General features: G+C 44.6%; 8 protein-coding genes. 2 read left to right on the top strand and 6 right to left on the bottom strand.

Annotated features, from left to right (window positions below):
• Nucleotides 1-97: 97 nt before the first annotated feature.
• Nucleotides 98-1,549: an aminotransferase-like domain-containing protein gene (locus ACTUJY_RS02425; protein WP_463614447.1), complete on the top strand. Its 1,452-nt coding sequence runs from the start codon at nucleotides 98-100 to the stop codon at nucleotides 1,547-1,549.
• A 2-nt stretch (nucleotides 1,550-1,551) separates the two neighbouring features.
• Here the strand turns inward: ACTUJY_RS02425 and ACTUJY_RS02420 are convergent, their stop codons facing one another.
• The 6 genes from ACTUJY_RS02420 to ACTUJY_RS02395 all read right to left on the bottom strand — a co-directional run bounded on the left by ACTUJY_RS02420 (nucleotide 1,552) and on the right by ACTUJY_RS02395 (nucleotide 10,449).
• A complete protein-coding gene (locus ACTUJY_RS02420; RefSeq protein ID WP_463614446.1) occupies nucleotides 1,552-2,877 on the bottom strand; it encodes an ABC transporter substrate-binding protein in 1,326 nt (441 codons plus the stop codon).
• Between the two features lie 132 nt (nucleotides 2,878-3,009).
• Entirely contained in the window at nucleotides 3,010-5,514 is a 2,505-nt protein-coding gene (locus ACTUJY_RS02415) for a M14 family zinc carboxypeptidase (protein ID WP_463614445.1), read from the bottom strand.
• A 152-nt stretch (nucleotides 5,515-5,666) separates the two neighbouring features.
• Nucleotides 5,667-7,397, bottom strand: a complete 1,731-nt coding sequence (locus ACTUJY_RS02410; RefSeq protein ID WP_463614444.1) for a two-component system response regulator — start codon at nucleotides 7,395-7,397, stop codon at nucleotides 5,667-5,669.
• A complete protein-coding gene (locus ACTUJY_RS02405) occupies nucleotides 7,390-7,845 on the bottom strand; it encodes a response regulator (protein WP_463614443.1) in 456 nt (151 codons plus the stop codon). Before ACTUJY_RS02405 ends, ACTUJY_RS02410 begins: the two co-directional genes overlap by 8 nt.
• Complete coding sequence (locus ACTUJY_RS02400) at nucleotides 7,832-9,850, bottom strand: sensor histidine kinase (protein ID WP_463614442.1); 2,019 nt, start codon at nucleotides 9,848-9,850, stop codon at nucleotides 7,832-7,834. The genes ACTUJY_RS02405 and ACTUJY_RS02400 overlap by 14 nt, the downstream gene beginning before the upstream one ends.
• A gap of 137 nt (nucleotides 9,851-9,987) precedes the next feature.
• Nucleotides 9,988-10,449, bottom strand: coding sequence for a hypothetical protein (locus ACTUJY_RS02395; RefSeq protein WP_463614441.1), 462 nt, complete (start codon nucleotides 10,447-10,449; stop codon nucleotides 9,988-9,990).
• Nucleotides 10,450-10,687: 238 nt separating this feature from the next.
• Here ACTUJY_RS02395 and typA point away from each other — a divergent pair, with 238 nt between their 5' ends.
• Nucleotides 10,688-12,502: a translational GTPase TypA gene (gene typA, locus ACTUJY_RS02390; RefSeq protein ID WP_463614440.1), complete on the top strand. Its 1,815-nt coding sequence runs from the start codon at nucleotides 10,688-10,690 to the stop codon at nucleotides 12,500-12,502.
• The last annotated feature ends 7 nt before the right edge of the window (nucleotides 12,503-12,509 follow it).

Here is a 12,509-nt window from a genome sequence, read left to right as displayed (position 1 = left end):
TATCCATTTTAATGTTTTTCTGTATACTTAACATATACAGAAAACTTAAAATGTAACCTACACAGATGGCTTCTGAACTTTGATATAAGGAAACGTTATGTCAGTTGCGGTTGAAAGAGACGGCGATGCTTATTTGTATCAGCAAGTGATCCAGCTCATTAAAGAAATGAAGCAGCAGAACACTCTTCGTTCTGGAGACAAATTACCATCATTGCGAAGCATGGCGGATAAGCTGGCCATTAGTGTTCCTACGGTAAAGCAGGCGTATGAAGAGCTGGAACGATTAGGGGAAGTTGAAGCGCGTCCTAAATCGGGCTACTACTTGAAAGCAACACCGGTAGAACATCATCGTCCGAAGCGGATCAAGTTGGCACAAAAACCAGTAACGGTAAAGCGCCAGTCATTGATTGAACAGGTTTATGACGCTATTCATACGCCAGGCAACTTACCCCTTGGTATTGCAAGTCCGGTTGCCGCTTATCCTTCCGATAAAACCTTAACGAGAGCGATGCGACGGGTGATGGCGAAAAGTGGCGCGCAGGCAATTTCGTATGGTCCTATGGACGGCTTTGAGCCTTTAAAGCGACAACTTGCATTGCGTTATCTTGATTATGGCTTACAAATTGATCCGGGCGATATTTTGGTGACTAACGGAGCGCAAGAAGCCATTGCCATTGCTCTTCAATGTGTTGCCAAGGCCGGCGATGTCATTGCGGTGGAATCACCGTGCTATTTTGGCATTTTGGAACTCATCGAAAGTTTAGGCATGATGGCTTACGAAATCCCGGTGTGTTCTGAAGATGGATTATGGCTTGAAGATCTTCAGCAGGTACTCGATAAGCATGTGATTAAAGCCTGCGTGTTTTCAACGTCTATCAGTAATCCGATGGGCAGTTTTATGCCCGATGACAGGCGACAGCAATTGGTAAAAATGCTGGAGAAAAAAAACATTCCTTTAATCGAAGACGATGTGTACGGCGATCTTTATTTCACTGGTCAACGTGGTACGCCTGCACAGCGATTTTCCAGTAAAGGTTTGGTGATTACCTGTGCTTCGTTTTCTAAAACGGCCGCTCCCAGCTATCGTGTTGGTTGGATGATCACTTCGCGTTATATTGATAAAGCGCGACGATTTAAACGTGCGTTGTCATGCGCTTCATCGTTGCTCAATCAATGGACGCTATCGGAATTTATTGCTAGCGGTGAATACGATAGAAATATGAAACAGTTACGCAATATATTAATGTGCAATCGCGATCGTATGATTGCTTGTATTCAACAGCATTTTCCCGAGTCAATTCGCGTGAGTGATCCTCAAGGCGGTTCGGTACTCTGGATAGAGCTTCCGAGTCATTGCGATACAGTAGAATTGTTCTATAACGCGTTGGAGCATAAAATCAGTATTGCTCCCGGTGCGATTTTTTCACCAACTAATAAGTTTAAAAGCTGCTTTCGGATCAGTTATGGTTTGCCTTGGAGTACGCAATTGGACAATGGAATAAAACAATTAGGGGCGCTTGTCTATCAATTGTTAAAAAACAGACATTAAATTTAATGTGCTTCTTTACCGATGGGTAGTAGGCAATCTGGTGTTGGCTGGTTTGTGATTAAGGTTTTAAATTGAAATTGAGCGGTTGTGTTATTTTTATCTTCGTCAAATACAACATCACCACTATAACCTTGATAAGTGAATGACATCTGTTTTTTATAGCGCGCTAATAGTTCTTGATATTCTTCGGGTAAAATCGGAATGCCTTTATTCGCTACTTGCGCAATCGCTTTTTTGATAGAGACGTTGTAGTGACGTTCTATGGACTTTGCCATGGCCAAAATAGTAACGGCATCGTAAATATAAGTCGTGTCGACACCGGAAATATTCTTCAGCATATAGGCAGTAAGTTTTTGATGTAAAAGGGACGCTCTTTGATGAGGTTGTGAAGATACCAGATAACGAACACACGCGAAAGACTTGGTTGCTGTTTCATTATTAATGTATTCTGGTTTAAGTATATCTCCGAGTAGCAGAGTCGGCATAGGTCCTTGCCATAGATTATTGAGTTTAATCAGAAACTCAACCGTATGTTTTGGATGGGTAATAATAACAATGGCGGTAGGCTTTGTGTTTTGTATTTTATAAATGTCAGACTTCAAATTAATATCGGTAATGTTTACTAATTCGCTAATGGGCAAATGTCCGACTAACTTGGTATTGAGTTGATTGAGTGCATTAACGAGTCCGTTAGTGATCTCATCGCTATAACTTCCACGTGCAGACACCAGAAATACTCGATCTAAGCGATTTAAAAACTTCAATTGTTGAACAAACTCATCGACTTGCTTTTGATTGTCGGCAACCATTCGCCAATGCCATTCACCACCTTCAATGCTATGAAGTAAGTTGGAAGAAGCCATAGAAAAAACAGGAATGGGTTTTGACTTTGGTAATGTTTTAAGAACTCCTTTGGTGTTGTCCGATGTCGTTGTCGTAATAATGGCTTGAACATGAAATTGATTAATTAAAGTTGTTGCGACAGATTGAGTCACATCAGAAAAGTGCGCATCATCAGCATAAACGATGGCCAATGGTTTACCACTTATTCCTCCCATTCGGTTGATGTCTGATACAGCAGTGTCTGCTGCCGCGATCAATTCTGAGGCGTAATTCGGGTACTTGAAAGAAACGACCATCCCAAAGTTTATCGAGTTTTTGGAGATTCGATGGTTGGAAGACTGAAACACTCCTTTACCCCGATCGGATAACTGAAGTGGAATACTCTGCAATTCTTTTAAACTCAGCGAGAGCAGCTCGTCACTTTTTGCATCATTAGTTGAAAATGAAATAAGCGAAAGTACGTAAAGAATTGTTCGTATTAGCATATTACATACGATTGAACGCCTGAAAATTGAATTATCGATTCATTCGTCAGAGGCTTCATATAAAAAGGCATTGTTTAAGTATAGTGAAATAAGCGCCCTAAGCGCTTATTTTCGATAGGTGCTTATGCGTATTTATTTACGCCGCCTATTTGCAGCGATCAAAAATAGTCCGAACAGCCAGAAAATACTGCCGCCTCGAGAAGGTGACACGTTTCCTGAGGAACTTGATAGAGTAATTGTTTGTTGATACGAGTGTGTTTTTTCTCCATCATCCTCTACGGTGAGCTCTACAGTGTAATTTCCTGATGCAGCGTATTGATGGTTAATGCTCTCACCATTTCCTTGCGATCCATCACCGAAGTTCCAACGGTAATTGATGATCGCTGAGTCGTCACTGCTTATTGAACCATCGAATGCACAGGTTAAGTTTTCACAACTGTAGGTAAAAGAGGCCTGCGGAGAGGCATTTCCACTCACTTCGATGATCATTTGCTGGTTGCTTGTAGCGCCCATATCGTCGGTTACTGTGAGGGTAACGGTATAGCTGCCGCTGCTGGCAAACGGATGGACGGCAGTAACGCCATTCGCTTCGGTGCCGTCACCAAAGTACCAGTGATAGCTGGCAATCGCAGAGTCATCACTGCTGGCTGAACCATCGAAACTGCATGTCAATTCATCGCAACTGAAAGTGAACGATGCCTGCGGCGGAACATTGCTACTCACGTTAACGGTCATTTGTTCTGTGTCCGTTTCCCCCATATCATCGGTCACCGTTAATTCAACGGTATAACTGCCTGTTGTTGCAAACTGGTGACTTGTTGTTACCCCCGATAACTGGGTGTCATCGCTTAACGACCATTGGTAACCGCTGATGGCTGAGTTGTCGGTGCTGGCAGAGGCATCGAATGAGCAATTCAACCGGTCACAGCTGTAAATGAACGATGCTTCTGGAGGGCGGTTAATGCCCACCGTTACCAAAACAGCACTGACGGTGCCCAAGCTGCCGCTACTGTCTTCAGCCTGGACGTACAAAAGGTGGTCACCTGGTGTCCAGTTGGTTGTATCGACTTCGGCCGAGATGGACTCGCTGCTCTCGTTATAGCTGCCATCTTCTGCTGGCAGAGAATTGGCCTGTGCGCCATCTTCCCAAGGTGGCGTATTGATATACAAGCGAATCGCAGAAACCGTTTGTGTGGGCTCAGTGCCGTTGCGGTTTTCAAAGCGTGTATCATCGGCGGTGGCGGTTACCGTAAGGCTTTCACCCGCCAGAATAAATGGATTTTCTTCGCCATTGGCCAATACATTGATCACATCCGGTCCGGCAGGTAACCGGTAAGGCGCACGCACCGCTTTAGCAGCATAATAAAGCGCTTCGAGGTTATCGGGGCGAATGGTGTTTTCGTAGGTGCTGCATTGTTGAAAAAAAGCCGTGCCTAGCTCAAAAGTGATGGCAGCGACTCCCAGTTCGCCATAGCTGACATCGTCGCTGGTACCGTCAGTCGGGTACAAGCCGACACTTTGCTCGGGTTCGTAGCCATTAAAATAGGCCAGTTTGCGACCGAGTGTTTGCAGCTGCGAACCATTAGGTGCGGCATTGTATGTGTGCCCCCATGGCCATAGAATTAATTGGCTGTAACTGTGCAAGTCGATATGCATTCCGGTGGTATCCAGTGGAGCTGCGTCGGTATCCAAGGGACCGCGGTTGTCAGCAAAAATGCTGCGAATGTAGTTTTCTACGGCTTGGGTTTCGGGTTCCGAACCGGCTGAAGGTCCTCGATAAGTGGAGTCGCATTGATTGCCACTGGAGCCACCGCCGTTGGTTTCATTCCAGAAAAAGCTAAAGTTCCGATTCAGATCGGCCCCTGGGTTACTACCAGCGCAGTAAGTTTCGTTGTTGTTCTTTCGCCATAAGATGCCAGTTTCGGCATGCTTGCGGCCGTCGGGATTCATATGAAACATCAAGTGAATTTCGTGGTGGTCAATCAACCAGCGTGCGTCGGCCTTGGTTGTGTAGTTGTTCAAAAGATCTTTGGCGAAATCAAGATTCAACGCCGCGGTAGTGTATTCGCGTGCGTGCATGGCGCTGTGAATAAACAAAATCGGTTTGGTGCCGTTAATCGACTGGTTGGTCATTTTAAGAACCATTAAATCGTAACCGCCTTGAGCCTGCGTTTTTTGCCAGGAATCGCCGACATCAATCCATTGGGCAAGTGTTGGGTTAGCTTGTGCCAACTGTTGGGCTTGTGTAAACGTTTCTTCAACCGTTGGGTAGCAGGGATAGCCTGGAATACCTGCCATATTTTGGGCCTGAGGGTTGTCCATCAGCTGTTGTAGTTCGGCCGTACGTTTTTTTGTCCAGTGCTGTGCCGGTTGAGTGGTGATGCCAAACTCGTGAAGGCGTTTTAGTTGTTGATCGGATAAATTTAAAATATGCGTCAGTTGTTGAGGGTCACTTTCGAGTAATTCGCCGTGATGACTGACGCTGATTTTGATGAACTCGGTGCGATTGCGGGCTTTTACTTGCACCACATTTTGCCAGCTTGCCTGTTCAGCGATGGCCCAATGGGTGATTGGCTTTTCTCCGTAAGCGGGAATAAGACTACTGAGCAAAAAACAGAAGCCAAATGTTCTAAACATAAAATGTATACTCTTAAACTGGAAAACTCATTCACTGTATCAGATCTTTGGAGTGAGGTTTCGGTAAATAGTGCACAAAATAGTTGGAAAACGTTCACTGTTTCTAGAGTATTGAAAAAGATGAAGTGCTTTTTAAGTGTTGTTAAAGTCGACTATTTAAACGCGTTTCCCCATTTGATAAAATCATCAAAAGGCATGGGCTTAGCGAATAAATATCCCTGTATTAAATGACAGCCAAAATGATTGATCACTTTGAGCTGCGAGTCTTGCTCTATTCCTTCGGCGATCACTCGCTTGTTTAATGAGTGTCCTAAATTAATAATAGCGCGCGCAATGATTTTATCGTCCGAGTCTTTATCGACTTCAGCAACAAAGGAGCGATCCACTTTTAATGTGGAAACCGGAAACTGTTTTAAATAGGCTAAGGATGAATAGCCGGTACCAAAATCATCAATCGCCAAATCGACACCAAGTTTATCCAGCTGTTTTAAACGTTGCAGCATATCTTCACCGACTTCCATTAACGTGGTTTCGGTAATTTCCAAGGTCACGGCTTTTTTACTTAAAGCACTTTTACCAAGTGCTTCTTTAATGCTTTCGGTAAGGTTTTCGTCGCGAAACTGGTGTGGAGAAAGATTGATATTAACACCTATGTCATTCAACTTGTTTTCCTGCCGCCAACGTTGGCAATCGAGAGTTGCTTGTTCTAATACCCATTGACCGATCGGAATGATTAGTCGGTTACGTTCTGCGGCATCGATAAAGTGGTAAGGGCTCAGCAAACCACGTTCCGGATGATTCCAGCGTAACAGAGCTTCGGCTTTTTCTATCTGATTGGTTTCGGTATTGATGATGGGTTGATAGAACAATTGAAATTGTTTTTCTTCTATGGCTTTTTGCAACTCGTCGTGTAACTTTTTGGTTTGTGTTAACTCAAGCTCGAATTCTGGATCGTAATAGCGATAGGTGCTGCGTCCTCCTCGCTTCGACTTATACATTGCCAAGTCGGCACTTTTTAATAAGTCTTCCGGTGTAATTCCGTCGTGAGGGTATATTGCAATACCGATGCTGGTACTCGTAGAAATTGGTTGTTCATCGACAATTTGGGGTTCCGACAGGACATGGTTCAGGCGTTCGGCTATTTGCGCACTACCTTCGGCAATGTCTTTAAAGTCGGCAATAATGGCAAATTCGTCTCCACCCAGCCGAGCAACAATATCAACACCTCGTAAAGTATCGCTGATTTTATTTGCGGTCAGTTTTAATAATGCATCACCGGTGGAATGACCCAGCGTGTCGTTGACTTCTTTAAAGTTGTCCAAATCGAGTAAGTACACCGCAAACTGCCTGTCTTCTCGTCGTGCTTTTTGTATTTTTTCCGATAATGAAATATTAAATTTGGTGCGATTGGCCAGGCCAGTGAGCGGATCGTGCTGTGCCAACGCAATGAGCTTTTCTTCGATGCGCTTTCTTTTTAAAGCATAACGAATAGAACGCTCCAATAATGAAGCGTTTAACTCTTGTTTTACTAGATAGTCCATGGCTCCTGAGCGAGTTGCTTCCATATCAACTTCTCGGTTGTCGAGTCCGGTCAATAAGATTACTGCGTTTACAACAAATGTATTGGAAGTAATTTCACTGGTTAATTCAATCCCATTTTTTTCGCCGAGCATATAGTCGATAAGAAATACGTCAAAAGAGTGATGAGCCATCAGCTCTCGCGCTTTGTCAAAGCTCGCTGCCCATGTGATTTTTACATTTTTTCCGTAAGCTTCTTTTAAATAGTCTTCCGCTAAAATAAAGTCGTCTTCATCATCTTCTACCAGCAGTAGGCGAATGATATCAGGCGTTTCATTATCAACTTGAGTTAACGGTTCATTCATGATTGACAGGCAGTTTGACAATCTTAAACCAGTAGTCGGAAAGCTTGTGCACTAACTCAACAAGTTTTTCAAAGGTCACGGGTTTACTGATGTACGAATTGGCGCCGAGGTTGTAACTACGTAGAACATCTTCTTCCTGTTTGGATGTGGTCAGTATCACCACCGGAACGTGTTTCAAAGTAGGGCTGCTCTTTATTTCTTTTAACGCCTCGCGGCCATCTTTGCGGGGCATATTCAAATCCAGCAAAATAATATCGGGTAATGGTTGCCCCCGCAATTCTTGGTATTTACCCTCCCGATTCAGGTAGTCCATCAAGTCCTGTCCATCGTGCGTGAAGGTGATTTCGTTCATCATATTGGCCTCTTCCATGGCATCTTTGAATAACAGGCGATCGTCGGGATCATCGTCGCACATATGGATCAGGATAGGATCTTCAGCTTTGACCATCGTTGTCTCTCTCCAGCTTTGAAATACTGAGCGGTAACACGATGATAAACTCTGCACCTTGGCCTGGTGCGCTCTCTACCCGAATCGTGCCATGGTGGCGCTCTACTATTTTGCGACAAATCGCCAGCCCGATACCGGTACCTTCATACTCGTTGCGGGCGTGAAGTCTTTGAAAAACCTCAAAAATGCGGTCAGCGTACTTTTGATCGAGACCAATGCCGTTGTCTTTGATATGGATCGCCACAGAGTTCTCCGCCTTATTAACTTTAGACCATATCTGAATGCGATGCTCGGTATCGGGTTTACGGAACTTTATGGCATTGCCTACCAGATTTTGCAGCAACTGCCTGATTTGTAAATCATCGACTTCCAGTACTGGCAAATCGGAGACCTCGATGACGCTGCCTGACTGTTCAATGGCAATTTCCAGATCTTGCAATACCCCTTGTAAAATATCGCCAATATCTGCTTTTTTAAATGGCCGCCCACGAGTGGAAACCCTGGAAAAAGTGAGTAAATCGTTAATTAACAGACTCATGCGATTAGCGGCTTGTTGCATGCGGTGAAGGTAATCAACGGACTTTTCATCGAGTGTGCCTTTGTTTCTCTCCTTTAAACGGTCGCCAAAGGCTTGAACTTTTCTCAGTGGCTCTTGTAAGTCGTGAGAAGCAACATAGGCAAACTTTTCCAGTTCGCTGTTAGAGCGTTTCAGCTCGCGTTCCTGTTCACGTAAGCGACGCTCAGTAAAGCGCCGAACCAGTATTTCCTGATTTAAACGGTTGGTCTGCTCCTTGATATCGAGTGACATTTTTCGAAAGCTGCGCGCTAGCAAGCCGATTTCGTCCTGGCGCTCTGTAGGCAATGACTCGATGCGTTGGTTTTTGCCAAATTGTTGAATGCTTTTGAGTAATTGCTGCACTGGGTTCGCCAGTGTACGGAGCATCAATAGAGCGAATAAAGTGGTGATCAGAGCGATAACCAATCCAGTAGTGAGTAAAGTGAGGTTGAGTTTAAGGGTAATGGCATCGATTTTCGCGTAGGGCTGGATTAACACCAGGTGCAACAGCCTTTGCTGCTGTAATGGATCAAAATAAAGGCTTTGTTTAACCATCGCCTGTTTGATAGTGCTGTTGTCGTAAACAATACCGTTGGAGTCTTCCTCAGAGGCAATTAAAGTGTCGCTGTCCCTAAATTCTTGTTGCATCAGAAATCGGATCTGATCATCGGTTTCAAAGGTAAAGGTTTTTTCCAAGTCTGGATGAAAGTAAAACGCGCCATCTTCACGTAAGACATAAAGCTGAGCTTCATCGCCGATAACCTGGGAAGCGGCCTGAAACATCCGCGTTAAATCCATACTGATAATGATAAATCCGTGCAGTTGATCGCGGCTAAAAATCGGAGCGACGGCGCGTAAAGTCGCGATTTTGGGATCGCTGATTTTCTCATGTTCTCGGTTCAGGCTGAGTTTGGACAGCAGCACTTGGTTGGGTTGTAGCAATAGCCCTTGCTGAATATAATCTCGGTGAATTTTGTTTTGCAGCTCGCTGGAAGGCAATAGAAAGATTTCGTTATTTTTTTGCCAGGCCACAACCTGTTCTAATGCCGACGGTGTCCCAGCATCTTTTTGGTATTTAATATAGCGGACTTTAAAGTACTGCTGATTTGCTGCCAATGTTTGGTAAAACAACACCTTCAAGCTTTCTTTCCACTCTTCCTGTTGAATCAAGTCGAGAATGTCATCGGCATCGGTTTCACCGGATTCCACAAGCCCCTTTATCAACCTAGAGTTGGCAAGGTTTATCGTATCGTTGCGCAGTTGCTCTATATCATTGCGCAAATTGTGCTTGATAAAAGATAAGCTCTGATTGAGTTGAGTGAACTTTTCATTGGTCAATAATGAGGACAATTGTAACGACATGACGCCAACAATGGCTAATGACGTCACAATAACCAATAACAAAATTATGGACAGGAATTTGTTTTTAAGTGTCCAGTTTATACCCATTGAACGCGAATACCTGCAAAATCGATAACGCAAAAGCGGAATTCACTAAAACTCAATAACTTAGCGAATTCTTTAACTATAGAACACGTCATCGAATATGGTGGGGTAATTCGCAGGTATTTCGAACGGTGCTCTTGTTAAGGTTGTTTTTGACGCTTTTGTTTGAAGATATTGCGACTGTCGGCTTCCAGATCCTGCTCTGGAGCGCCTTCTTTTACAGCTTGCTTGAAAGCTGCAAACTGTTGACTGTGCTTTGGTAGCCCCAAATCTTTTAGTACCGCTTGCAAGCCGTTACTACGAAAACGTCGAAAACTGTTGAGTACTGCATCCCAGTCGGTTTCTGCAGTTTTATACAGGGCGCAAATGGCGTACAAATCGGCAACCGAATATTCGAAGTTCGCTTGCAGCTCATTCAGTAATGCCTTTTTTATCGCGAATCGTTTTGCAATTTGTTCTATGGCTGCTGATTGGTTGTCTTGTGCGACAAAGTCGATGTTGACCAACCAGCGATCAATTTGCGGATCGCCGCTGTTAATGGTTTGTGCTTGTATGATTGAGGTACCAATTAATGCCAATAATGCAGTCAAGTAAGACTTCATGGTTAATCTCCAGCGAAGTTCGGATCAAATCGAATGAGCTATAGACTTGAAAAATAGAGAAAAAATGTCAAGCAAGGATCGCTGACTCGGGCAGACTTTCGGATAAACTGTGGACCGCTTATCTATTAATGCGATCCTATCGGAATGATGTAGTACAAAATTAATCCAATTAAAAGTCCCATTTGGCAATGAAACACGTATAATAGCGCGCCTCAAAATAGCTTCAGAGATACCTCCTGTGATAGACAAGTTACGAAATATTGCCATCATTGCGCACGTTGACCATGGCAAAACTACTTTGGTTGACAAATTATTGCAACAATCGGGTACGCTTTCCGATCGTGCTGCGCCCACCGAGCGAGTGATGGACTCCAATGATCTGGAAAAAGAGCGTGGGATTACCATTTTGGCGAAAAATACAGCCATTCGATGGAACGACTATCGCATCAATATCGTCGATACACCCGGACACGCCGATTTTGGCGGTGAAGTGGAGCGCATTATGTCGATGGTTGATTCGGTTCTACTGTTGGTGGATGCCGTTGATGGCCCGATGCCACAAACCCGTTTCGTGACGCAAAAAGCGTTCGCACAAGGCCTCAAACCCATAGTGGTTATTAATAAGATTGATCGCCCTGGCGCACGTCCGGACTGGGTTATGGATCAGGTGTTTGATTTGTTCGACCGACTTGGTGCAACCGATGAGCAACTCGATTTTCCGGTGATTTACGCATCGGCATTAAATGGATTTGCCAGTGATGATCCAACGGTTACTGAAGGCGATATGACACCGTTATTTCAGGCCATTGTGGATATGGTAGAGCCACCGCAGGTGGATCTTGACGGGCCTTTCCAGATGCAGGTTTCGCAACTTGACTATTCAAGTTACGTTGGTGCCATTGCGGTAGGCCGCATTAAGCGCGGTAAAGTCAAAACCAATATGCCGGTAACCATCATCAATCGAGAGGGTAAAACTCGTCGCGGTAAAATTGGTCAGGTACTTGGTTACATGGGCTTGGAGCGTAGCGAAGTTGAAGAAGCAACCGCGGGCGATATCGTTGCTATAACTGGTATTGAAGCACCGAAAATCTCCGATACCATCTGTGCGCAGGAAACCGTGGAAGCGTTACCAGCACTGACAGTGGACGAACCTACCGTTACCATGACTTTTCAGGTCAACACTTCTCCTTTTGCCGGAAAAGACGGTAAGTTTTTGACTTCTCGGCAGATCTTGGAGCGTCTTGAGCAGGAGCTGATCCACAATGTAGCGTTGCGTGTTGAGCAGACGGATGATCCTGACAAGTTTAAGGTCTCCGGTCGAGGTGAGTTACATTTGTCCGTATTGATCGAAAATATGCGTCGTGAAGGTTACGAGCTCGCGGTATCGCGTCCAGAAGTTATTATGCGCGAAATCGATGGTGTTCTGATGGAACCCTATGAGAATTTGACAATCGATATAGAAGAAGATCATCAAGGGACCATTATGGAAAAGCTCGGCGAACGTAAAGCCGAGATGCAAAATATGGTACCTGATGGGAAAGGCCGAGTGCGATTGGATTTTGTGATCCCTTCGCGTGGTTTGATTGGTTTTCAAACTGAGTTTTTAACTGCTACTTCGGGTTCAGGTCTGATTTACCATACATTTGAACGTTACGATGTTGCAGTACCGGGCGCGTTAGCACAACGACATAACGGCGTTTTGATCAGTAACGGCGATGGTAAAGCTCTCGGTTATGCACTGTTCAGTTTGCAAGAGCGTGGTCGGCTGTTTATAGGCCATGGTGTTGAAGTTTACGAAGGCATGGTCATCGGGATCCACTCACGTGATAACGATTTGACGGTTAATCCATTAAAAGGCAAACAGTTAACAAACGTACGTGCTGCCGGAACCGACGAAAATCTGGTGCTAACACCGCCAATTATCTTTACACTGGAACAGGCGTTAGAGTTTATCGATGACGACGAGCTGGTTGAAGTGACGCCCAACCACATTCGTATCCGTAAAAAGTTGTTAAAGGAACACGAACGCAAGCGCGCGTCGCGTCAAGGTTAAGGAGACG

The sequence above is a fragment of the Pleionea sp. WD8-19 genome (assembly GCF_055326765.1).
Note: the sequence above shows the minus strand (reverse complement) of the source record. Positions and strands in the feature narration are given on the sequence as shown.

What these genes read in the sequence shown, in the direction of transcription:
- ACTUJY_RS02410 (WP_463614444.1), bottom strand. Translation starts at nt 7,397, where the DNA reads ATGAATGAACCGTTAACTCAAGTTGATAATGAAACGCCTGATATCATT.
- ACTUJY_RS02415 (WP_463614445.1), bottom strand. Translation starts at nt 5,514, where the DNA reads ATGTTTAGAACATTTGGCTTCTGTTTTTTGCTCAGTAGTCTTATTCCC.
- ACTUJY_RS02420 (WP_463614446.1), bottom strand. Translation starts at nt 2,877, where the DNA reads ATGCTAATACGAACAATTCTTTACGTACTTTCGCTTATTTCATTTTCA.
- ACTUJY_RS02400 (WP_463614442.1), bottom strand. Translation starts at nt 9,850, where the DNA reads ATGGGTATAAACTGGACACTTAAAAACAAATTCCTGTCCATAATTTTG.
- ACTUJY_RS02395 (WP_463614441.1), bottom strand. Translation starts at nt 10,449, where the DNA reads ATGAAGTCTTACTTGACTGCATTATTGGCATTAATTGGTACCTCAATC.
- ACTUJY_RS02425 (WP_463614447.1), top strand. Translation starts at nt 98, where the DNA reads ATGTCAGTTGCGGTTGAAAGAGACGGCGATGCTTATTTGTATCAGCAA.
- ACTUJY_RS02405 (WP_463614443.1), bottom strand. Translation starts at nt 7,845, where the DNA reads ATGGTCAAAGCTGAAGATCCTATCCTGATCCATATGTGCGACGATGAT.